The following is a 20,246-nucleotide window of genomic DNA, read 5'->3' on the forward strand; positions in this document are numbered from 1 at the left end:
GACACCGATCACAAAAGGACGTTGCCATGACTTATCCGGATTTCATCACAGGATTCCCAAGCCTCGACGTGCCCTTCCCCGAAGATGTGGTGCAAACGGCCGTGATCAGATCAGACGCGGGGCTGGTGGCGTTTTTTACCTTTCTTCAGGATTTCGAACTGCCCCTTCATTCCCATCTGGCACAATGGGGAACTGTGGTCGAAGGTGAGATTGAGCTGACCATTGGCGATGAAACCAAGAGCTATGGCCCCGGTGACAGCTATTCGATCCCCGCAGGAGTGGAGCATGGCGGCAAGATCAAAGCCGGGTCGCGCGTCATTGATGTGTTCGAAGAACCGGACCGCTATCCGGTCAAAGGGTAAGCGATAACAAAAAAAGGGCCGCAGCGGATCGCGCTGCAGCCCCCTTGTTTGATCCGCGCCCAGTATTAGTCGCGCAGCAGCTCGTTGATCCCGGTTTTCGAGCGGGTCTTTTCATCCACCCGCTTCACGATCACAGCGCAATAGAGGTTGATGTTGTTCTTGGACGGCATCGAGCCCGCAACAACCACCGAATAGGGCGGAACCTCACCATAGGTGACCTCGCCGGTTTCGCGGTCGACGATCTTGGTCGATTTGCCGATGAACACGCCCATGCCCAAAACCGAGCCTTCGCGCACGATGCAGCCTTCGACCACTTCGGACCGGGCGCCGATAAAGCAGTTGTCTTCGATGATGGTCGGACCCGCCTGCATCGGTTCCAGAACGCCGCCGATCCCAACACCGCCCGACAGATGGACGTTCTTGCCGATCTGCGCGCATGACCCGACGGTGGCCCAAGTATCAACCATTGTGCCCTCGTCCACATAGGCACCCAGGTTCACAAAGGACGGCATCAGAACCACGCCGGGCGCAATAAAGGCGGATTTGCGAACGACGCAATTCGGCACCGCGCGAAAGCCAGCGGCCCGCCATTGGTTTTCACCCCAACCCGCGAACTTGCTGTCTACCTTGTCCCACCAGCCGCCGTCCTGAGCGCCGCCGGTCTGGATTTCCATATCCTTGATGCGAAAGCCCAGCAGAACCGCTTTTTTCGCCCACTGGTTCACATGCCAGTCGCCGCTGTCTTGCTTTTCCGCGACCCGCAGCGACCCGCTGTCCAGCGCGTTCAGCGTATCTTCGATCGCTTCGCGTGTCTCGCCGGTGGTGGCGGGGGTGATGGCATCTCGCGCCTCCCAGGCGGCTTCGATGGCGGCTTCCAGTTGCGCGTTGGACATTTGGCGGCTCCCTGCAGATTCTGTTCACGCTTGTGTTGCCTATACGCAAGCGACGGACTGGCTGCAATGCGACGCTGAGCGCGCGCTTTGCGGCTGTTTGTTCCGGTTTCAGCCGTTCAGAGGGTCCGGTGAGATGTTTCCACCACAGATCAGCACCGCCACCCGTTCGCCCGGCTCTGGCGTGTAAGCCCCCGAAAGCAGCGCAGCCAAGGCGGTTGCGCCTGCCGGTTCCACCAGAATCCGATGCGCCCGCCACAGGACCTTCTGCGCCTGCGCGATGGCCTCATCACTGACCAGAACTGATTGCACGCCCTGTGCCAGATCGAAACAAATCGAGCCGATCCGCCGCGCGCCCAGCGCATTTGCCGCAATGCCCGAGACGGACACATCCACCGGTTCTCCCGCCTGCAGGGCTGCATTCAGCGCGCAGGAGGTTTCCGGCTCAACCGCCACGACCTTGCGCGTGCCTTGCAGCCAGGCCAGCGCCCCGGCGATCAGACCGCCACCGCCCACCGCGATCAATACGGTATCCGCTTTCAGGCCCTGTGCCTCCCATTCGGCAAAGCAGGTTCCCTGCCCGGCGACCGTAGCGGGGGCGTCATAGGCGTGAATCTGCATCGCGCCCGTGGCCTCCTCATGCGCCCGCGCGGCTGTCAAGGCGTTGGCATATTCACCCGGCATCACGCTCAAATCCGCGCCGGTCTGTTCGATCAGCGCGATCTTGGATGGCCCCGCCAGTTCGGGCACGAAAATCTTGGCCGGATAGCCCAGCGCCTGCGCGGCAAAGGCGGCCGCTGCGCCGTGATTGCCACCCGATGCGGCCACAACCCCGGCCTCGGGCACATCCGAACTGATCAGAGTGTTAAACGCCCCGCGCGCTTTGAAACTGCCGGTGTGCTGCATATGCTCCAGCTTCATTTCCACCGGAAAATCCAGCCCCAGGGCACGGCTTTCCGTGACTGGCGTCACTTGTGCATAGCCGGTTATGCGGTGCTGTGCCGCCAGTATTTCGCTCTTCCAATTCATTCTCATCTTTCCGTGACTGGCACTCTGCGCCCGAACCCTATAGCTGTTTGGAAAACACGCAAGCAGGGATCGTTACCCCATGAGAGAATACCGCCTCAGCCCGTTTCGCGACGCGCAGACCGACCGTTCGACCGCAAGCGAGGTACCCGACACCCCGCAAACGCGCTCACCCGCCTATCGCCTTGCCTTTGCCGATGAGGATTTCCTGTGCCGGGATGAGCTGCGCCCGGTGCGCTTGCAGCTGGAACTGCTCAAGCCCGAGATGATCATGACCGAGCGTGAGATCACCTCGACCATCGTCATGTTCGGCGGCGCGCGTATCCCTGAGCCATCACAGAAACACACCGCGCGGACGGAAACGCTGGCCGGGCTGTCGGAGTATTACGACGAAGCGCGCGAGTTTGCCCGGTTGATGACCGAGAAGTCGAACGAAACCGGCGGGCGAGAGAATGTAATCGTCACCGGCGGTGGCCCCGGCGTGATGGAGGCTGGCAACCGCGGCGCGCAGGATGCGAACGGCTGTTCCATCGGCCTGAACATTGTGCTGCCGCATGAACAGGCACCGAACCTGTACGTTACGCCCGAGCTCAGCTTTAACTTCCACTATTTCGCCATCCGCAAGATGCATTTCCTGATGCGCGCCCGCGCCATCACCATCTTCCCCGGCGGCTTTGGCACCATGGATGAGCTGTTCGAGTCCCTGACCCTGATTCAAACCGGCCGTATGGAGCGTGTGCCCTTCCTGCTATTCGGTCGCGCGTTCTGGGAAAAGGTCATCAACTGGGAGGCGCTGGCCGACGCCGGCACCATCTCGGACGAGGATCTAGACCTGTTCCGGTTCGTCGATACCGCGCAAGAGGCGGTCGACATAATCGATAAATGGGAACCCACCCCGCCCCGTGACGAAATACCGGGGCGCTAAACGATGGGGCGCAAGACCGGCGAGATGCTGCATCTGCGGGGCAACGCACTGACCAAGGGCGAGCCCGTGGCCCTGCCCCTGACCCAAAGCAGTATGTTCCACCTGCCCGGCGCACCGGACGGGCATGATTTCTACGGTCGCGTCAACAACCCAACCTGGGAACATCTGGAACAGGTTCTCGCCCATCTTGAAGACGCCCCCTGCCTGGCTTTCCCGTCGGGCATGGCGGCGATCTCGGCCGCGTTGTTTGCCACGGTCAAAGCCGGGTCGCGCATCCTGATCCCGTCGGATGGCTATTACGTCACTCGCGTGCTGGCCGACCGATTTCTGTCTGGTCTGGGTGTCATCGTGACAGAACGCCCGACAACCGCCTTTTCCGAAGGCGGGTTCGACGGCATCGATGTGGTCTTTGTCGAAAGCCCCTCGAACCCTGGTCTGGATATGATGGACCTGCCAGCCATCGCGTCGTCCGTGCGCGCAGCTGGTGGGATCACCATTGCTGACAACACAACCATGACACCACTGGGCCAGCGTCCTTTGGATATGGGCGTAGATATCGTCGTGTCCTCGGACACCAAGGCCATGGGTGGGCATTCCGATCTGCTGATGGGCCATGTGGCCAGCCGCAATACAGATGTCATGGAGCGGGTCGAGGAATGGCGGCGTGTCTCTGGCGCGATCCCCGGTCCGCACGAGGCTTGGTTGCTGCATCGTGGGCTGGAAACACTGGATGTTCGGTTTGACCGGATGTGCAGCTCGGCCCAGATGTTGGCAGAACGGTTGGCGGCGCATCCGTCTGTGAAAGACATCCGCTATCCCGGCCTGCCAGGTGACCCATCCTACACCTTGGCACAGGCTCAGACCACGCGGTTCGGATTCCTTCTTTCGATCACGTTGGAAACCCAGGCCAAGGCCGAAACCTTCATCAACACCTGTCCAATGCTGCGCCCTGCGACGTCTTTTGGCGGCGTCCATAGCTCGGCCGAGCGCCGCGCCCGTTGGGGCGACGACGTTGACCCCGCTTTTGTCCGTCTGTCCGTGGGATGCGAGCCGGTGGTTGAGCTTTGGCAGGCAATCGATGCCAGCCTGAACGCACTGTAATTACTTTTTGGGCGTGCGCAGCTCGGTGAACACGTAGATCGGCAGCACTACGCTGGCGATCAGCGCGCCCAGCCAGACCAGCAGTGTCGCAGCCAGCAGGTTGGAAATTCCGCCAACCGTCAGCCCATTGGTCACCAGATCGGTCACAAGCAGGCCGACAAAGGTCACGATCAACGCGATCCCACCTTTCAACGAAGGCGCCCTTTTCTCACCCAACTTCAGGATCAGCGGTTCGGCCACCACCTGCACCAGCGTGAAGACGATCACCACAACGATGAATGAAATCGGCTTGATTGCAAAACCGGTCAGTAGCAAAGCGGCCAACATTAACCCAATGGCATTGCCCGCCAGCAGGGCCAGAACCGATTTAAGTCTGCGCGTCATCGGCTGATCTCCGTCAATGAATAATATGAAACAGCCTGATAGTATCAGAGATTGCGAAACTTGCGAACCAATTTAGCCACCGGTTCTTTTTGACCTGTTGAAATCACGTGATAAAATACCTTCATCATGATCAGCCCTTCCCCCATCCATGAGAGGTGAGATGAGCGACGATCCCTATGCCGCACTTGGCGTGGCCAAAGATGCCAGCGACGCTGAAATCAAAAAAGCGTATCGGCGTATTGCCAAGGAATGCCATCCGGACTTGAAACCCGGGGACGCCGAGGCCGAAGCCAAGTTCAAGGCCGCCGCCGCGGCCTATGATCTGTTGAAAGATCCTGAGACGCGCAAACGCTATGACAATGGTGAGATTGATGCCTCGGGACAGGAACGCCCGCAACAGCAATACTATCGCGATTACGCCGAAGCTGCCGGCAACCCCTATCGCGGGCAGGCGACGGACCCGGACGACATGTCGGATATCTTTGCCGAATTCATGCGGGGTCGCGGCGGATTTGGTGGGCAAGGCGGCCGCGAGTTTCACGCGCCTGGCCACAATCTGAACTTCACGCTTCAGATCAGCTTTCTGGATGCGGTGTTTGGCGCCAGCCAGAAGCTGACCCTGCCGGATGGGGACCGGATCGAAGTCAAGATACCCGCAGGGATCACAAGCGGTCAGACCATTCGCCTGCGGGGCAAGGGTGCCGCTGGCTATGGTGAGGGGCCGCGCGGCGATGCGCTGGTGACAGTATCAGTCGCGGATCATCCGGTATTCGACCGTCAGGGAAATGACATTCACATCACGCTGCCCATCACGATTGATGAGGCGGTGCTGGGCGGCAAAGTGGCGGCGCCCACGATCGATGGGGGCGTAAACGTGACCGTTCCGGCCGGAACCAGCAGCGGCAGAACCCTGCGCCTGCGGGGTAAGGGCGTCAAGAAGCGCGGCTCGGCCGAACGGGGCGACCAGTTGATCGAGCTGACCATTTCAATGCCCGATCAAATCGATGATGAGTTGAGGCAATTTATGGATTCATGGCGAGAAACCCACCGCTATGACCCACGCAAAGGAATGCCGTCATGACCCGCACCCTGACCGAAGAGGAACTGATCACCGCCGTAGCCCGGCTGACTTCGACCCGATTGACAGAATATCTGGCCGCCGAAATCGTGATCCCCGAACAAACAGATCGCGGATTGGTCTATCACAGCATCGACGTTGCCCGGCTGGAGTTGGCCTGCGAGTTGCACGACCAATACGAAATGGAGGCAGACGCAGTGTCGATGATGATTTCCCTGATCGACCAGTTGCATGGGTTGCGCGCAGAACTTCGAGAGGTCCTGAACGCCGTCGCAGCGCAGCCAGATCCGGTTCGTCAGCAACTGATCAAAGTGATCGGCACCGCGAGATTTGGGTGAGAGAGGCCTAATTGTCGACCAGATATTCTTCGGGAACGAAGAATGTGTAATCTCGGTCGGCAACCGCCTCGTGGCAATCGTGGCAATACGCAACTGCGTTGGCGCGATCCCCCATCGTGTCCCCAAACAATGACCCATCCGGCATGACCATGATATAACGCCAATCAGCCGTAGCAGGGTTGGCGCCCTCGGCCAGTTTCTGCATGACGAACATCGCGCCGGGATGGCTTTTCCCCTCATCCGTAACGGTCACGCTGTCCTTGGCCAGCACAGACCCCACCGGAAGCTTTTCGCCTTCCGTCAGGGTTGCATAATTATACGCCATCCGGTTTGCATAGCTGTTCACAAATCGCCGACCATGGGTTTCAGATATATAGGGCGCATCGTTGTACAGCGGCCAGTTTTGGTAATTCAGAAGCAGATCCAACTGCGCTGCGGCATAGCCGCGTGCCATCCGGCGCTGCAACGAGTCATAAATTTCACGCGCGTCATCCTTGGTCAGATCAGCCGGATTTTCGATAGCCAGATGAGCATCCTCATCATTTGACTGCGCAACAGCATCAGTTACGGCGACGGCCGCACAAGCCAAAACTAAAACAAAATTAAAGTACGGAATTTTCAATCGAAACATCATAGAGATAACCCAACTCGTAACCTGTTATGCCGCAATCGGCACACGGAGCTGAAATACAAGGTAGCCGCCGTGAACGAATTTGCCACATGCCAGCCACCGAACTCACCCTATTGTGCGCAAGTGAGCCTGGTGCATCCACACCTAGCCAATGAAACATATCAAATTTTGCATTCGATAGACAGCGCCCCAAAAATTAATTTTGCGACGCCCTTCTATTCAGCCGCTTATCCGCGGTCGAGACCGGCCTCGGCCTCAATCTGCTTGCGCGATTTACGGGCGCGTTCGGTGGCCGATTTCAGCTGACCGCAGGCCGCCATAATGTCCTCGCCCCGCGTCTTGCGGATGGGCGAGGCATACCCGGCCTGATAGATGATATTGGCAAAAGCCCGAATACGATTGTTTGAGCTGCGCTTATACGGCGCGCCGGGCCATTCGTTGAACGGGATCAGATTGATCTTGGCCGGGATTTTGTGGCGCTTGATATGTTCGATCAGACGATGCGCATCCTCATCGCTGTCATTCACACCATCAAGCATCACGTATTCAAACGTAATCCGTTCCGAATTGGAAACCTTGGGATAGCTGGCCAAAGCCTGCAGCAACTCTTCGATATTCCAGCGTTTGTTGATCGGCACCAGCACATCGCGGACTTCATTGGTCGTCGCGTGGAACGAAATTGCCAGCAGGCAGCCGATTTCCTTCGCGGTACGCGCAATCTCGGGCACCACGCCCGATGTCGACAGGGTAATCCGGCGGCGAGACAGCGAGATACCTTCGGGGTCCATCGCGATTTTCATCGCGTCGCGGACGTTCTCAAAATTGTAAAGAGGCTCGCCCATACCCATCAGAACGATGTTCGACAGCAGGCGGGTTTCGTCCTTGGGCGCACCCGGTACCGGCCACTCGTCAAGATCATCCCGCGCCATCATCACCTGACCGACAATTTCCGCCGCCGTCAGGTTGCGCACCAGTTTCTGCGTGCCTGTATGGCAGAAGGAACAAGTCAGCGTGCAACCGACCTGAGACGAGATACACAGCGTGCCGCGATCGTCCTCGGGAATATAGACCACCTCGACCTCATGGCCGCCAGCAATACGGACCAGATACTTGCGTGTGCCATCCTCGGACACCTGTCGGGTCACAACCTCGGGGATTTCGATCACGAAATGCTCGGCCAGCTGGGTGCGATAGGCTTTGGCCAGATTGGTCATCTCGGCAAAGTCGCGCACACCCCATTGGTAAATCCACTGCCAGATCTGGCCCGTGCGCATCTTGGCCTGTTTTTCAGGCGTGCCGTGTTCGATCAGGGTCTCGCGCAGGCGATCCCGGGTCAACCCGACAAGGTTCACCTTCCCCTCCGGCAATTTGCGGGGGATGGTCATGACGTCTTGAGTGATCGGCGCTTTGGGCGACATAGGTGGGTCTCGAAGATTCTGGCTTGGAATGCGCCTCTATATAGGACTGCGCGCAAAGATCAAAAGAATTCGTCGCGCCTAATTTACAAAACGCAGCAATTCGTCAATCCGCAGGCGCCCCAATTCAATCCGACAAGAGGTGATACCAATGCCGGTTCCCGACCCACCACCAAAAGACGCGCCGACCGCCTCGCACTGCGCATCACGATACCCGACCCACGCGCTTTGCGCCGCCTCCATCGCAGGCGCCGCGCTTGTCCGTCCGGTCACCTCGTCCAACGCGTTGGCTGCATCCATGGCAAAGCCAAAACTATCGGTCAGCGCGGCCTCAACCCCCGCTTCCATACTGGCAACGCAAGATCCGATTTCGACTTGTGAACTTGCGTTCGTGCATTCCATTGCAGGATCCGCCACAGCCAACGTGGGGGTTAAAACAGCCAGTATCACCAAACGCATGACATACTCCTCGAAGGGTCGTTAAACTAACGCGCTCAGCTTAGCATAGCGACGCCAGAGGTTACAAAAAACCGCGGGGATCAACCCCGCGGTCATTCGAACTCTTATGCCGCCCGGACGTTTCCAGGCCAGCCGTATTGGATCACGCACCTGCTGGTGGAATAAAGCAATCCTCGGCGTCCAGCGTTTTGACCGGATCGTTTGGCCCACATTGCTCTCCCGAAACCGGGTATGTCTCAGCGGATTTATCACAAGCGCTCAGCAATACGACGGCGGTCAGCACAAACAGGCCCAAAACTTTCTTCTGCATCGATGCTCTCCTTTTCTCTCTGCTTGAACCGATTAGTTCAGTATTTCAGAGCGCGGAGCGTTGACGCAGATCAAATTTATAGATGACGTTAAGTTAAGCTATGAAGGAGGGCGGTCCTATCCTGCGAAACTGGCACCACTTTGCGAGCCTGGCCAATGCCCGAGCGCTGGCGCGCTCAGTTGGTACAGCGTTTCTCGGCGTCGTCTAAAGCGGCTGTGAAGCCCAGCAATGAGAAAGTATCTTTGGTCTGAGTGCCGCGTTCGGACCGGGCGGTCAGCACTGCTTCGGTACCGCTTTTCATGGCAGCGATTACTTTTTGGTCATCACCCTCTGACGCGGGCCAGGCCCATTCGCCTTCGGTGCTGAATTCGAAGCTGTTTCCGTCGATGGATACAGATACGGTCGATCCCGCGGCAAACGGATAGCCCCCGGTGAATGAAACGCGCCCCTTCACATCGGGATCAGGTCTGAATACGACAAACAGCAGGATGTCGCTGCGCCTCACCGAAACAACGCGCCCGCCGCGCGTGTTGACGGTTTCATCCGGCGTTGCAACGCTCCAGCATTCGGTTGGGTCCTCTTCCACAAACACACTCCAGTCGGTGTTTACGGATACTCTATTGGTGCTGTCTGCCTGCTGAGCGGTTGCAGCCGTTGTCATCCCTGCCACGCACAGGCCCGCGATTACGCGGACGAGCTTTGATCCCATCTGTCCAGCCTCCTAGCTCGACCTAATACCTCATACCCACCGGAATGGCTCGCGAACCCTGACGGTTCGTCTGTAAGTTGCGTCTTCCGGTGATTGCCGACATACACACACTATCGCAAGTTTCGCCATAGGCGAAAGGGCGGTTGGCAGTTTTTTGCGCATGTTTAGGAGGGTCCCGATGACGCAGCCTGTAGCAATGACCGAACTATGGCGGGGGCCTTTTCTGGAAAGCCTGCATCTGGGACATGCGGTTATCTGTGATGACACGGGTCAAATCGTGCGCAGCTGGGGCGACCCGGAGGCGATAATCTACCCCCGGTCTTCGGCCAAGATGATACAGGCCCTGCCGTTGATTACATCTGGGGCGGCCGCGAAATACGGGCTGAACAGCGAGCATCTGGCATTGGCCTGTGCCTCGCATAACGGCGCGCATATTCACACAGACAGGGTAACGTCCTGGCTGGACCATCTGGGCCTGGCAGAACCCGATTTGCGCTGTGGGCCGCAAGAGCCTCAGGATATGGCGGCGCGCGACGGGCTGATACTTGCCGACGACACGCCCTGTCAGATCCACAACAACTGCTCGGGCAAACATTGCGGGTTTTTGACGGTAGCACAGCATATGGGCGCCGGGCCGGAATATCTTGAAATCGACCACCCGGTTCAACAGGCCTGTTTGTCCGCGCTGGAAGAAACCACCGGCGAAACCAGCCCTGGCTATGGCATCGATGGCTGTTCCGCCCCGAACTTTGCCACCTCGCTGGTAGGGATGGCACGGTCGATGGCGTGGTTTGCCTCGGCGGCGGACCGGTCGGACCGGGCCAGCGATGCGGCACAACACCTGACCGCGGCGATGATCAAACATCCCGAGCTGGTGGCCGGAGAGACGCGCGCCTGTACCGAGCTGATGCGCGCCATGAACGGGCGCGCCGCGATCAAGACCGGGGCCGAGGCCGTATTCATCGCCATCATCCCTGAAAAACGCATGGGCGTCGCGCTGAAGATCACCGATGGCGCCACCCGTGCCAGCGAATGCGCCATTGCAGCCATTCTGGTCAGCCTCGGCGTGCTGGAGGCCGATCACCCGGCCACCCGCACCTTTATGAACGCCACGCAATACAGCCGTCGCGGGCTGGAATGTGGCGTGATCCGACCCGCGCCGGGATTCCCCGGCTAGGGCGGCTACATCTCAATTTCGTGAATCTCGGCCACCTCGACCGAACCTGACCCGTTCACGACCATGGGGCATCCCTTGGCCATTTCATTGGCGGCGTCGATGCTGTCGGCCTTGATCACGGTAAAGCCGGATACCGGGTTGGCACCGCCATTGTCGACCACACCGCCCGAGCTGACGGTATAGGACTGGCCCACCGGGTTGCCGGGTATTTCTAGTGACGGACCCATATTCTGAAACCACGCGCCCCAGGCGGCCATGGTTGCTTCGACTTCGGCCGGGTCCGATGGCGTGGTCCCGCCGTGATAGACAAACAGAAACTGTGGCATTTCTTTCCTCCCAGATGAAAACTTATTGCACCAGACCGGCCAGCTTGTTCAGCGTCGAGGTCCAGCCTTTCTCGTGGTTTGCGGCGATTTCGTCATCGCCCAGGTCGCGGTGATCGACCACCAGCCGAGCTCCGCCGCCTGCGGCTTCGACCCGCAGTGTTACATGGCTTTCGGCCCCACGCTGATCCTGATCGTCATGCCAGCCCCAGGTGAAGCCAACCGAATTGGGCGGATCGACATGGGTCACATGGCCCGAGACCTTAAAGCGCTGGCCCTCGCCATTCTCCATGACCGAATACCACGGACCAACGCGCGAAAAATCGAGAGTATGTTCGGGCACGTGCACCCCTTCGGGACCCCACCACTGCAACAGCCGTTCTGCGACACTGATCCACGCAAACAGATCCTCTGGCGGTATCGGATACGTGCGTTCCAGCTTTAGATCGGCCATGAATTATCCCTTTCAATAGCATCGCCCAGACGATCCAGACTGCTTTCCCAGAATTGTCGTTTCGAAATGGTCCATTCCGCGATTGCGCGCAGACCTTCGGGGCGGATCGAATACATCCGCTGGGTGCCCTGCACCCGTTGCCGAACCAGCCCGGCCTCACGCAAAACCTTCAGGTGGCGCGAGACCGCAGCACCTGACATACCGCGCCCTTCGATCAGGTCGCCTGCGGGCTGCTCTCCGTCCTGCATCAACTGTTCAACGATGGAAAACCGCGTGGCGTCGGACAAGGCGGAGAATGTGGTCAAAAGCGTACTCATGACCACTGTTTAACATTTTTGTTAAATAAAGGGAAGCCCCGGCAATCAGGCTTGGGCAAATTCCTGCCGCGCATAGCCCTGCAGATACAAAAGCGCGGTCAAATCGCCATGGTTGACCCGCACTTCGCATTGTTCCGCGACCGAAGGCTTTGCATGCAGCGCAACCCCGGTTCCGGCCCGGCCCAACATGCCCAGATCATTTGCCCCGTCACCCACAGAGATCACATCGTTTTCGGACAGGCCCAGACGCTTGGTAATCTGTTCCAGCGCGTCGACTTTGGCCTGTCGTCCCAGAATCGGTCGCTGCACATCGCCGGTCAGCTTGCCGTTTTCGGCCAGCAGAGTGTTGGCACGGTTTTCGTCAAACCCCAATTCACTGCCCACCTTGGCAGTAAACGCCGTGAACCCGCCTGAGACCAGCGCCGCATAGCCGCCATTGGCGCGCATCGTCGCGACCAGCACCTTGCCGCCGGGCATCAGGGTGATGCGTTCGGCCAGAACCTTGCCGATCATAGCCTTATCCAACCCTTTCAGCAACCCGACCCGTTCGGTCAGCGCGCCTTCGAAATCCAATTCGCCATTCATTGCGCGGGCCGTAATGTCCTTGACGCGGTCGCCGACACCGGCCTCATCCGCCAATTCGTCGATGCATTCCTGCTGGATCATGGTGCTGTCCATATCCGCCAACAGCATCTTTTTGCGCCGCCCCTCGGCAGGCTGCACGATCAGGTCAACGCCAAGCTTCTGCAAATCACCCCAGACATCCCACTGGTTGCCCGGAAGTTCCTGCAGCGCGAACTCTGCCGCCTCATCCGGGCTGAGCCAGATGATCTCGGCCCCGCCCCAGGCATTCCGCAACGACTCGACCAGCGCCAAATCCAGCGCGCGCGTTTCGGGATTGGTCAACAGGGTGGCAACATACATAGTCTATCTCCGGCGAATTCACCTGCGATTAACGCAGATAGCCCCCGATCGCCAGAAGACAGTTTGTCCGCAGCAAACTCTGGCACATCATGCGGACAGAACGGCGACCGATTGCGCCATTCAGGGCTTTACCAGCACGCCATTCCAAGACAGATTCGCCGGGACTGGACAGAAAGGACCTTGGTAGATGGGCAACCCGCTTTACGATCGCTTGTTTGGCATACACGCGGGCAAAGAGACGCCTTTCCTGCATCTGCCCAACGGTCAGGTGCTGACCCATTCTGAATTCTTGGACATGGCCTCTCGGTTGGCCAATACCCTAGTCGGCTTTGAGCTCGAACCCGGACAACGCGTTGCGGTTCAGGTGGAAAAGTCGCCCGAAGCGCTTGCGCTGTTTGCTGCTTGTGTGCAGACCGGTCTGGTTTTTCTGCCACTCAACACTGCCTATACGGTCAGCGAACTGAGCTATTTCATCGAAAACAGCGGCGCTGCGCTGGTGGTCTGCGATGATGTGAATAAGGCTGGTCTGGCACCCGTCGCCGCCGCCCAGAAGGCGCGGCTTGAAACGCTAAACGCTGATGGATCCGGCAGCCTGATGCGGCGTGCTCTGGGTATGCTGCCTGCTTTCGAGCCGGTCAACCGCACCGAGGATGATCTGGCCGCCTTCCTGTACACGTCCGGCACGACCGGCCGATCCAAGGGCGCGATGCTGTCACAGGCCAATCTGCTGTCGAATGCCGAAACATTGGTACGGGAATGGCGGTTTACCGACGATGACGTGTTGCTGCATGCTCTGCCAATCTTTCACACTCATGGGCTGTTCGTGGCAACCAACGTGGTACTGGCTTCGGGCGGGTCGATGATCTTTCTGCCGAAATTCGATCTGGATGAGGTACTGCGGCATTTGCCTGATGCAACCGCGATGATGGGGGTTCCGACCTTCTACACCCGTCTGTTGGATGACGACCGGTTCACCGGCGATCTGGCACGTCATATGCGGCTGTTCATCTCGGGCTCGGCCCCAATGCTGGCCGAAACGCATCAGCAGTTTGAGGCCCGCACCGGGCACCGCATTCTTGAACGCTACGGTATGACCGAGACCAACATGAACACCTCGAACCCCTATGACGGTGAACGCCGCGCCGGATCCGTGGGGTTCCCCTTGCCGGGCGTTGAGCTCAAAGTGACCGACTCTGAGACGGGTGAAACCTTGCCACAGGGCGAAATCGGCATGATCGAGGTGCGTGGCCCCAACGTCTTTCAGGGCTATTGGGAAATGCCCGAGAAGACCGCAGCAGAGTTGCGCGAGGACGGGTTCTTTATCACCGGCGACCTTGGACGTGTGGACGCGGACGGCTATGTCCATATCGTCGGACGCGGCAAGGACCTGATCATCTCGGGCGGGTACAACATCTATCCCAAAGAGGTCGAACTGGTGCTGGACGACCAGCTCGGTGTTCTGGAAAGCGCAGTTATCGGCGTGCCCCATCCGGATTTCGGCGAAACCGTGTTAGGCCTGTTGGTAGCCGAACCAAACAAGTCGCCCGACCTCGAGGCCATCATGGCAAGCGCACAGACCCAACTGGCGCGATTCAAACATCCCCGCAAGCTGATCGTGCTGAACGAATTGCCGCGCAATACGATGGGCAAAGTGCAAAAAAACGCGCTACGCGAAGCTTACAAAGACCTGTTTACCGAAGACTAGGTCTCAGCGGCGCGCGCCCCTGTGCGGTCAGCAACCAGCAATCACGGCCCTCGAACACGGCAGTGGCCAACGGATGACCATAGCCCGCGCCCGCATCCAAATTGATCCGATTGCCGCAATGTTCCGCCGCATCCACAGGGGTGTGACCATGCACGATCAGCCAGGGGTGCGGGCCAGATTCAACCAAAAATTCCTGCCGTATCCAAACCAGGTCATCTTCGGATTGCTGCGACAGTGGAAGACCGGGCCTGATGCCAGCGTGGACGAACAGCAGCTCATCCTCTTGATGGTAAACTGGCAAAGCGTTGATGAAATCCAGATGTGCTGGCGGTACGGCGGCACAGGCCCGTTCATGGACCTGATAGATGCGGTCATTGTCCGTGACTTCCACCCCGTAGGAGGCCAGCGTTTCCCGACCACCCAGCCGTGGGTTCAGCCAGCTCAGCGTGACGGGTAGTTGCTTATCTGCAATTTCGCGCTCTTGCACGAAGCGAGCCATCATACGGTCGTGGTTGCCCTTGACCATGACCCAGTTGCGCCCCGCCTTTTGGCCTTCGATCAGCAGGTCCAGCACGGCGCGGCTGTCCGGGCCCCGGTCGACATAATCACCCAGAAACACGATCTTTGCATCTGGCCCGCCATCGGCCTCGATCCGCGACAGCGCAACCTGCAGCATGCCGAGCTGGCCGTGGATGTCACCGATTGCATAAATTGGCGAGGACATGGAAAACCCTAAATCAACAGGAACACCCTGCTTGTGACGCGTCTTGGCGGCCGGGAAAAGAAAATACCCACGCCTTGGAAGACGCGGGTATGAAGTGTCTCAGATATTCAACACCGCCTCAGGCAACGTCGAACTCCAGCGGTTTGATTTGCGTGAACAGGCCGGTTTCGGCCAGCTTTGCCCGCGCCTCGGCTGGTACGGGTTCATCAACATACAGCAGCGCAATCGCTTCGCCGCCCGCTTCGGACCGGCCAAGGGTAAAGTTGGCGATGTTCACATTGCTTTCGCCCATGGTCTGGCCCAACGCACCGATGATACCCGGGACATCCTCGTTGGTGGTGTACAGCATATGCGCGCCGACCTCGGCGTCGATATTGATGCCTTTGATCTGGATGAAGCGGGGTTTGCCGTCGCTGAACACCGTGCCACCGATGGAACGCTCGCGCTTTTCGGTCACGACAGTAACCTTGATGTACCCCTCGAAGGCACCCGATTTATCCTGATTGGTGGTCGAGATCTTGATGCCACGCTCTTTGGCTACCACAGGGGCAGAGACCATGTTCACCTCGGGGTTGAACTTTTTCATGATCCCGGCCACGGCCGAACAGTTCAGAGCCGCAAGGTTCATCTCAGCCGCGACACCGTCATAGAGAATGTTGATCGCCTTGATCGGCTCATCCGTCATTTGACCGATGAAGCTGCCCAGATGTCCGGCCAGTTTGATCCACGGCCCCATAACCTTGGCTTCTTCGGCGGTGACGGACGGCATGTTCAGCGCGTTCTCAACCGCGCCGGTCAGCAGGTAGTTCGAGATCTGCTCAGCCACCTGCAGCGCCACGTTTTCCTGCGCCTCGGTCGTTGCGGCCCCCAGATGCGGCGTGCAGACGACGTTGGGCAGGTTGAACAGCGCGTTTTCCTTGGCAGGTTCCTCGCTGAACACGTCAAAGGCGGCACCAGCAACGTGACCGGATTGCAGAGCCTCGGCCAGCGCCTCTTCATCGACCAGACCACCGCGGGCACAGTTGACGATGCGCACGCCAGGCTTGGTCTTGGCCAGATTTTCGCGGCTGAGGATGTTGCGAGTCTGATCGGTCAGCGGCACATGCAAGGTGATGAAATCGGCACGCGACAGCAGCTCATCCAGTTCAACCTTTTCAACACCCATCTTGGCGGCTTTCTCTTCGCCCAGATAGGGATCATAGGCGACAACCTTCATTTTCAGGCCCAGGGCGCGTTCGCAGACGATCCCGCCAATATTGCCCGCACCAATGACGCCCAAGGTTTTGTTGGTCAGCTCGATCCCCATGAACTTGGACTTTTCCCATTTGCCCGCATGGGTCGAAGTGCTAGCCTCGGGGATCTGCCGCGCCACGGCGAACATCATCGCAATCGCGTGCTCGGCTGTGGTGATCATGTTGCCAAAGGGCGTGTTCATCACGATGACGCCCTTCTTGCTGGCGGCATCCTTGTCGACATTGTCGGTGCCGATGCCGGCGCGACCTATGACTTTCAGCTTGTCCGCATGTTCCAGCAAGGTCGGCGTGACCTTGGTGGCCGAGCGGATGGCAAGACCGTCATACTGGCCAATCACTTCGGCCAGTTTATCTTTGTCCTTGCCCAGATCGGGCATGAAATCCACGTCGATGCCGCGGTCGCGGAAAATCTGAACAGCGGTTTCACTGAGTTTGTCAGAAACAAGTACTTTGGGAGCCATGTCTGTGGTCCTTGAATGTAATGAGATGTCCGGGCCTGAGGCGGCCCGGTGAAGATTGGGAAAGATCAGGCGGCTTCAGTTTGTGCTGCGAGCTCAGCCTCGAAGGCCCAGGCTAGCCAAGGCAACATCGCTTCGATATCCGAAGTTTCGACTGTGCCGCCGCACCAGATACGCAGACCCGCAGGTGCGTCGCGATAAGCCCCGATATCCAACGCGATATTCTCGGCCTCCAACCGCTTTGCAACGGCCTTGGCAAAGGCTGCGCCGTCCCGGATGCGCGCATCGGTGAATTTCAGACAGACAGACGTATTCGACTGCGTCGCCGGGTCGTCAGCCAGGTTAGCGATCCAGTCATTCTGCTCGCAGAACGCATGCACCGCACCGGCATTCGCATCGGCCCGGCCAATCAATCCCTGCAGACCACCAACCGAGCGCGCCCAGTCCAATGCAAACAGATAGTCCTCAACCGCCAGCATCGACGGGGTGTTGATCGTAGCGCCAGTAAAGATACCATCGATCAGCTTACCGCCCTTGGTCAGGCGGAAAATCTTGGGCAATGGCCATGCGGGGGTATAGCTTTCAAGCCGCTCCACAGCGCGCGGGGAAAGGATCAGCATCCCATGCGCCGCCTCTCCGCCCAGAACTTTCTGCCAGCTAAACGTGGTCACATCCAACTTGTCCCACGGCAGGTCCATCGCGAAGGCCGCCGAAGTCGCATCGCAGATCGTCAAACCCTGACGGTCATCCGCAATCCAGTCACCGTTTGGCACCCGCACGCCCGAAGTCGTGCCGTTCCATGTAAAGACCACGTCATGGGAGAAGTCGACCGAGGCCAGATCGATGATCTGCCCATAATCGGCTGTTTTCACTTCGGCGTCGATTTTTAGCTGCTTGACCACATCCGTGATCCATCCCGCGCCAAAACTTTCCCAGGCCAGCATCTCGACCTTGCGCTCACCCAACAGCGACCACAGCGCCATCTCAACCGCGCCGGTGTCAGACGCGGGAACGATGCCGATCTTGTAATCTGCTGGAATGCCCAACACTTCTCGCGTACCTTCGATGGCCGCTTTCAGCTTGTCCTTGCCAACAGCAGCGCGATGCGAACGGCCAAGTGCTGCGTCAGCCAGTTTGGTCAGGTCAAATGTGGGGGGTTTGGCGCAGGGCCCCGAGGAAAAGCGCGGATTTGCCGGCCGCGTTTCAGGTTTGCGCACGGCGTCATTCGATGCCGGTTGTTCGATAGTCATGTGTATTACCCTTCCAGATACACGCCCCTCGTTGGGGAGGGGTGTCCCACAGACAGAGCTAGGGTGCAGACGCAGCATCAACAAGCGAAAAAGACCCATCAGAAATCAAAAACGACAGGTTTTTATACGCAAGTGGGGGGAGCGCGTTTCCGATAGGCGCAATTTCGTCACCGGCTCAGCGCATCGTCCTTGTTGCCTATCAGGTCAACCGAACGGCTTCACCCGTTTCCAGCGCCTGTTGTGCCGCCAACCCCATACGAACGGCCCACAGCCCATCCTGCAGCGTCACATTCGGCGCGGCCCTTTCGCCGCGGACAAGCGCCAGGAACCCCTGATGCTGGTAATAGGTCGAGCCATTGTGATCCCCGGCGGCCAGCAAGCGCGGGTCAACGGGGATGTCTTGTGACACCGGCCCTTTTGGATTACGCGGGCTGACAATCACCTGCGGCACCGGCGGGTCACCCAGATGATCGGGCCAAAAGCGCCCCGGCCCCGGCACCAGCGCCTCGATCTTGGCCTGCGGTCCTGTGGCCGAGATTTCCTCTTGGTACCGCGATCCTTCGGCGAACATGCACAGTTCCAGCATCGCCCGCGTGCCGTTGGCGAAATCAACCAGAACATAACCGTGATCCAGAATATCCGGCGTTTCCCCATCATAGCTTTCGTCCAGATGGTTTACCGCCTGCCCACCGCTGGCGGTGATCCGCACCGGATCGGACCCAAGGATCAGCCGCATCAGGTCGAAGAAATGGCAGCATTTCTCGACAAATGTGCCGCCGGTATTGCGGTTGAACCGGTTCCAGTTGCCGACCTTTTCCAGAAAGGGAAATCGATGTTCCCGGATCGTCAGCATCTGCACCCCGCCGGTGGATTGGAGCCCTTTGATCAAAGCGGCAATCGGAGGCATATAGCGATATTCCATCGCCACCCAGATTGGATGGGGATAGTCACGCTGCACCGTTTCCAGCCGCGCTGCATCCTGCGGATCGGTAAAAAGCGGCTTCTCCACCAACAGGGGCAGTGGGCGCATCGCCGCGATGTCGCAGATTTGATCTACATGCAGGTGGTTCGGGCTGGCGATAACCAGGCAATCCAGATCCTCGATCGCCAAAAGATCCGCCACTGATCCCACCATCTCGGCCTCCGGTGCAATCTCTTGCGCGGCGCGGGCCATCTGCGGGTCGGGCTCATAGATCGCCGCCACCCGCGTGCCATCCAGCAGAGCGATATTGTGCAGGTGCTCCTGCCCCATCATGCCGCATCCGATCAGCCCGTAATTGATGGTCCGGGTCATGCGCGTTTCCTTTTACTTCAAGCGTTGAACATATGTGGCCCGATCCGGATCGAACCAAGTTTTAGAGAATTCGACGGGTTCGGCCTGTTCTGACCAGCTAAACCGCTCGATATACCCGACGGTCTGCCCAGCGGGCTTGGTGAAGCCCGTCGGTGTCCAATCGGGCAGCACCGCGATTGAAACCCTGTCTTCGGCCCGCGTGATCCAGAACCCCAACTGCTGCTGATAATAGCGATACAGCGAGTCCGACAGCAGGTCGCCGTCGATCAAACCCACTGATTCGTCGAGCCATATCTCTTCGACCGCGATGATTGTGTCATTCAAATAGCGCATCCGGCGCACGCGCGACCCCATGGCCGCGGCTCCGAATCCGGGTAGATTGGCAGGCTTTTCCAGATGATCGACCGACAGGATATCCGCGCTTGGCAAACCGCCCCCTTCGGGCAGCTCAAGCCGAAACATCGCATAGACGCTGTTTTGCGTTCCGGTCTCACGGATGTAATTGCCCGAGCCCTGAATGCGTTCCAACATCCCTTTTTTCTCAAGCTCGGACAGCGATTTTCGCAGGGTTCCGACCGAGACATTCAGGTCCGCCGCCATGTCCCGTTCCGGCGGCAGGCGCTCACCGTCAATCAGACGGCCGGCCGCAATATCGCGGATCAGCAGTTCTGCAATCTGAACATATATCGGCAGGGCATTGGGGTTTCGGCTTGAGGGGGGCACGTCGGGGCGCTTCGAT

At 58.8% G+C, this 20,246-nt stretch carries 24 protein-coding genes; 7 read left to right on the plus strand and 17 right to left on the minus strand.

Annotated elements, in window-relative coordinates; translation table 11 throughout:
* Nucleotides 1-26: 26 nt before the first annotated feature.
* Complete coding sequence (locus AC2FHX_RS16160; protein WP_142637196.1) at nt 27-362, plus strand: cupin domain-containing protein; 336 nt, start codon at nt 27-29, stop codon at nt 360-362.
* Nucleotides 363-427: 65 nt separating this feature from the next.
* On the opposite strand, the gene dapD is transcribed toward AC2FHX_RS16160, so the two are convergent.
* Nucleotides 428-1,255 carry a 2,3,4,5-tetrahydropyridine-2,6-dicarboxylate N-succinyltransferase gene (gene dapD / locus AC2FHX_RS16165; protein ID WP_271949578.1) on the minus strand — a complete coding sequence of 276 codons (828 nt, stop codon included), beginning with the start codon at nt 1,253-1,255 and terminating at the stop codon, nt 428-430.
* 108 nt (nt 1,256-1,363) lie between these two features.
* Nucleotides 1,364-2,281, minus strand: coding sequence for a threonine/serine dehydratase (locus AC2FHX_RS16170; RefSeq protein ID WP_496702766.1), 918 nt, complete (start codon nt 2,279-2,281; stop codon nt 1,364-1,366).
* A 79-nt stretch (nt 2,282-2,360) separates the two neighbouring features.
* Between AC2FHX_RS16170 and AC2FHX_RS16175 the strand changes: the two genes are divergently transcribed.
* Nucleotides 2,361-3,203, plus strand: a complete 843-nt coding sequence (locus AC2FHX_RS16175) for an LOG family protein (RefSeq protein WP_496702768.1) — start codon at nt 2,361-2,363, stop codon at nt 3,201-3,203.
* A 3-nt stretch (nt 3,204-3,206) separates the two neighbouring features.
* Nucleotides 3,207-4,304, plus strand: a complete 1,098-nt coding sequence (locus AC2FHX_RS16180; RefSeq protein WP_496702770.1) for a cystathionine gamma-lyase — start codon at nt 3,207-3,209, stop codon at nt 4,302-4,304.
* On the opposite strand, the gene AC2FHX_RS16185 is transcribed toward AC2FHX_RS16180, so the two are convergent.
* Nucleotides 4,305-4,688 carry a hypothetical protein gene (locus tag AC2FHX_RS16185; RefSeq protein WP_142637207.1) on the minus strand — a complete coding sequence of 128 codons (384 nt, stop codon included), beginning with the start codon at nt 4,686-4,688 and terminating at the stop codon, nt 4,305-4,307.
* 160 nt (nt 4,689-4,848) lie between these two features.
* Between AC2FHX_RS16185 and AC2FHX_RS16190 the strand changes: the two genes are divergently transcribed.
* Together AC2FHX_RS16190 and AC2FHX_RS16195 are read left to right on the plus strand one after the other, a co-directional pair.
* Complete coding sequence (locus AC2FHX_RS16190) at nt 4,849-5,769, plus strand: DnaJ C-terminal domain-containing protein (protein ID WP_271949567.1); 921 nt, start codon at nt 4,849-4,851, stop codon at nt 5,767-5,769.
* On the plus strand, nt 5,766-6,104 hold the full coding sequence (locus AC2FHX_RS16195) for a hypothetical protein (protein ID WP_271949566.1): 339 nt from the start codon (nt 5,766-5,768) through the stop codon (nt 6,102-6,104). The genes AC2FHX_RS16190 and AC2FHX_RS16195 overlap by 4 nt, the downstream gene beginning before the upstream one ends.
* Nucleotides 6,105-6,111: 7 nt before the next feature.
* Here AC2FHX_RS16195 and AC2FHX_RS16200 read toward each other — a convergent pair whose 3' ends face one another.
* The 5 genes from AC2FHX_RS16200 to AC2FHX_RS16220 form a co-directional block, all read right to left on the minus strand.
* Nucleotides 6,112-6,693 (minus strand): cytochrome P460 family protein, encoded by a 582-nt coding sequence (locus AC2FHX_RS16200; RefSeq protein ID WP_271949563.1) that lies wholly within the window; start codon nt 6,691-6,693, stop codon nt 6,112-6,114.
* Between the two features lie 269 nt (nt 6,694-6,962).
* Nucleotides 6,963-8,153: a dual-specificity RNA methyltransferase RlmN gene (rlmN, locus tag AC2FHX_RS16205; RefSeq protein WP_271949561.1), complete on the minus strand. Its 1,191-nt coding sequence runs from the start codon at nt 8,151-8,153 to the stop codon at nt 6,963-6,965.
* A gap of 78 nt (nt 8,154-8,231) precedes the next feature.
* The gene (locus AC2FHX_RS16210) at nt 8,232-8,609 is read right to left on the minus strand and encodes a lysozyme inhibitor LprI family protein (RefSeq protein ID WP_271949559.1); all 378 of its coding nucleotides are present in this window, start codon (nt 8,607-8,609) and stop codon (nt 8,232-8,234) included.
* A gap of 142 nt (nt 8,610-8,751) precedes the next feature.
* Nucleotides 8,752-8,919, minus strand: a complete 168-nt coding sequence (locus tag AC2FHX_RS16215) for a hypothetical protein (RefSeq protein ID WP_185956689.1) — start codon at nt 8,917-8,919, stop codon at nt 8,752-8,754.
* Between the two features lie 175 nt (nt 8,920-9,094).
* A complete protein-coding gene (locus tag AC2FHX_RS16220; RefSeq protein ID WP_142637215.1) occupies nt 9,095-9,628 on the minus strand; it encodes an invasion associated locus B family protein in 534 nt (177 codons plus the stop codon).
* 178 nt (nt 9,629-9,806) lie between these two features.
* Between AC2FHX_RS16220 and AC2FHX_RS16225 the strand changes: the two genes are divergently transcribed.
* A complete protein-coding gene (locus AC2FHX_RS16225) occupies nt 9,807-10,805 on the plus strand; it encodes an asparaginase (protein WP_496702775.1) in 999 nt (332 codons plus the stop codon).
* Nucleotides 10,806-10,810: 5 nt separating this feature from the next.
* Here AC2FHX_RS16225 and AC2FHX_RS16230 read toward each other — a convergent pair whose 3' ends face one another.
* Genes AC2FHX_RS16230 through serB form a run of 4 tightly spaced genes read right to left on the minus strand, consistent with a single transcriptional unit; the run spans nt 10,811 to nt 12,823 of the window.
* A complete protein-coding gene (locus tag AC2FHX_RS16230) occupies nt 10,811-11,131 on the minus strand; it encodes a YciI family protein (RefSeq protein ID WP_142637219.1) in 321 nt (106 codons plus the stop codon).
* Between the two features lie 22 nt (nt 11,132-11,153).
* The gene (locus AC2FHX_RS16235; protein WP_496702777.1) at nt 11,154-11,582 is read right to left on the minus strand and encodes an SRPBCC family protein; all 429 of its coding nucleotides are present in this window, start codon (nt 11,580-11,582) and stop codon (nt 11,154-11,156) included.
* Complete coding sequence (locus AC2FHX_RS16240; RefSeq protein ID WP_496702779.1) at nt 11,570-11,899, minus strand: ArsR/SmtB family transcription factor; 330 nt, start codon at nt 11,897-11,899, stop codon at nt 11,570-11,572. The genes AC2FHX_RS16235 and AC2FHX_RS16240 overlap by 13 nt, the downstream gene beginning before the upstream one ends.
* 45 nt (nt 11,900-11,944) lie before the next feature.
* Nucleotides 11,945-12,823: a phosphoserine phosphatase SerB gene (gene serB / locus AC2FHX_RS16245; RefSeq protein ID WP_496702781.1), complete on the minus strand. Its 879-nt coding sequence runs from the start codon at nt 12,821-12,823 to the stop codon at nt 11,945-11,947.
* Between the two features lie 187 nt (nt 12,824-13,010).
* On the opposite strand from serB, the gene AC2FHX_RS16250 reads away from it, so the two are divergent.
* Nucleotides 13,011-14,528: a malonate--CoA ligase gene (locus AC2FHX_RS16250; protein ID WP_496702783.1), complete on the plus strand. Its 1,518-nt coding sequence runs from the start codon at nt 13,011-13,013 to the stop codon at nt 14,526-14,528.
* Here AC2FHX_RS16250 and AC2FHX_RS16255 read toward each other — a convergent pair.
* The 5 genes from AC2FHX_RS16255 to AC2FHX_RS16275 form a co-directional block, all read right to left on the minus strand.
* Nucleotides 14,515-15,252, minus strand: a complete 738-nt coding sequence (locus AC2FHX_RS16255; protein ID WP_496702785.1) for a metallophosphoesterase family protein — start codon at nt 15,250-15,252, stop codon at nt 14,515-14,517. The genes AC2FHX_RS16250 and AC2FHX_RS16255 overlap by 14 nt on opposite strands.
* A gap of 118 nt (nt 15,253-15,370) precedes the next feature.
* The gene (serA, locus tag AC2FHX_RS16260) at nt 15,371-16,966 is read right to left on the minus strand and encodes a phosphoglycerate dehydrogenase (protein ID WP_496702787.1); all 1,596 of its coding nucleotides are present in this window, start codon (nt 16,964-16,966) and stop codon (nt 15,371-15,373) included.
* Between the two features lie 65 nt (nt 16,967-17,031).
* Complete coding sequence (locus tag AC2FHX_RS16265; RefSeq protein ID WP_496677865.1) at nt 17,032-18,213, minus strand: phosphoserine transaminase; 1,182 nt, start codon at nt 18,211-18,213, stop codon at nt 17,032-17,034.
* A 199-nt stretch (nt 18,214-18,412) separates the two neighbouring features.
* On the minus strand, nt 18,413-19,507 hold the full coding sequence (locus AC2FHX_RS16270) for a Gfo/Idh/MocA family protein (protein WP_496702789.1): 1,095 nt from the start codon (nt 19,505-19,507) through the stop codon (nt 18,413-18,415).
* A 12-nt stretch (nt 19,508-19,519) separates the two neighbouring features.
* Nucleotides 19,520-20,230, minus strand: coding sequence for a GntR family transcriptional regulator (locus AC2FHX_RS16275; RefSeq protein ID WP_496702791.1), 711 nt, complete (start codon nt 20,228-20,230; stop codon nt 19,520-19,522).
* Between the last annotated feature and the right edge of the window lie 16 nt (nt 20,231-20,246).

The organism is Ruegeria sp. CDSC042, assembly GCF_059610745.1.

Excerpts from the sequence above, each read along its gene's own strand:
- AC2FHX_RS16160 (WP_142637196.1), top strand. The coding sequence starts at position 27 with ATGACTTATCCGGATTTCATCACAGGATTCCCAAGCCTCGACGTGCCC.
- dapD (WP_271949578.1), bottom strand. The coding sequence starts at position 1,255 with ATGTCCAACGCGCAACTGGAAGCCGCCATCGAAGCCGCCTGGGAGGCG.
- AC2FHX_RS16170 (WP_496702766.1), bottom strand. The coding sequence starts at position 2,281 with ATGAATTGGAAGAGCGAAATACTGGCGGCACAGCACCGCATAACCGGC.
- AC2FHX_RS16175 (WP_496702768.1), top strand. The coding sequence starts at position 2,361 with ATGAGAGAATACCGCCTCAGCCCGTTTCGCGACGCGCAGACCGACCGT.
- AC2FHX_RS16180 (WP_496702770.1), top strand. The coding sequence starts at position 3,207 with ATGGGGCGCAAGACCGGCGAGATGCTGCATCTGCGGGGCAACGCACTG.
- AC2FHX_RS16185 (WP_142637207.1), bottom strand. The coding sequence starts at position 4,688 with ATGACGCGCAGACTTAAATCGGTTCTGGCCCTGCTGGCGGGCAATGCC.
- AC2FHX_RS16190 (WP_271949567.1), top strand. The coding sequence starts at position 4,849 with ATGAGCGACGATCCCTATGCCGCACTTGGCGTGGCCAAAGATGCCAGC.
- AC2FHX_RS16195 (WP_271949566.1), top strand. The coding sequence starts at position 5,766 with ATGACCCGCACCCTGACCGAAGAGGAACTGATCACCGCCGTAGCCCGG.
- rlmN (WP_271949561.1), bottom strand. The coding sequence starts at position 8,153 with ATGTCGCCCAAAGCGCCGATCACTCAAGACGTCATGACCATCCCCCGC.
- AC2FHX_RS16210 (WP_271949559.1), bottom strand. The coding sequence starts at position 8,609 with ATGCGTTTGGTGATACTGGCTGTTTTAACCCCCACGTTGGCTGTGGCG.
- AC2FHX_RS16215 (WP_185956689.1), bottom strand. The coding sequence starts at position 8,919 with ATGCAGAAGAAAGTTTTGGGCCTGTTTGTGCTGACCGCCGTCGTATTG.
- AC2FHX_RS16220 (WP_142637215.1), bottom strand. The coding sequence starts at position 9,628 with ATGGGATCAAAGCTCGTCCGCGTAATCGCGGGCCTGTGCGTGGCAGGG.
- AC2FHX_RS16225 (WP_496702775.1), top strand. The coding sequence starts at position 9,807 with ATGACGCAGCCTGTAGCAATGACCGAACTATGGCGGGGGCCTTTTCTG.
- AC2FHX_RS16230 (WP_142637219.1), bottom strand. The coding sequence starts at position 11,131 with ATGCCACAGTTTCTGTTTGTCTATCACGGCGGGACCACGCCATCGGAC.
- AC2FHX_RS16235 (WP_496702777.1), bottom strand. The coding sequence starts at position 11,582 with ATGGCCGATCTAAAGCTGGAACGCACGTATCCGATACCGCCAGAGGAT.
- AC2FHX_RS16240 (WP_496702779.1), bottom strand. The coding sequence starts at position 11,899 with ATGAGTACGCTTTTGACCACATTCTCCGCCTTGTCCGACGCCACGCGG.
- serB (WP_496702781.1), bottom strand. The coding sequence starts at position 12,823 with ATGTATGTTGCCACCCTGTTGACCAATCCCGAAACGCGCGCGCTGGAT.
- AC2FHX_RS16250 (WP_496702783.1), top strand. The coding sequence starts at position 13,011 with ATGGGCAACCCGCTTTACGATCGCTTGTTTGGCATACACGCGGGCAAA.
- AC2FHX_RS16255 (WP_496702785.1), bottom strand. The coding sequence starts at position 15,252 with ATGTCCTCGCCAATTTATGCAATCGGTGACATCCACGGCCAGCTCGGC.
- serA (WP_496702787.1), bottom strand. The coding sequence starts at position 16,966 with ATGGCTCCCAAAGTACTTGTTTCTGACAAACTCAGTGAAACCGCTGTT.
- AC2FHX_RS16265 (WP_496677865.1), bottom strand. The coding sequence starts at position 18,213 with ATGACTATCGAACAACCGGCATCGAATGACGCCGTGCGCAAACCTGAA.
- AC2FHX_RS16270 (WP_496702789.1), bottom strand. The coding sequence starts at position 19,507 with ATGACCCGGACCATCAATTACGGGCTGATCGGATGCGGCATGATGGGG.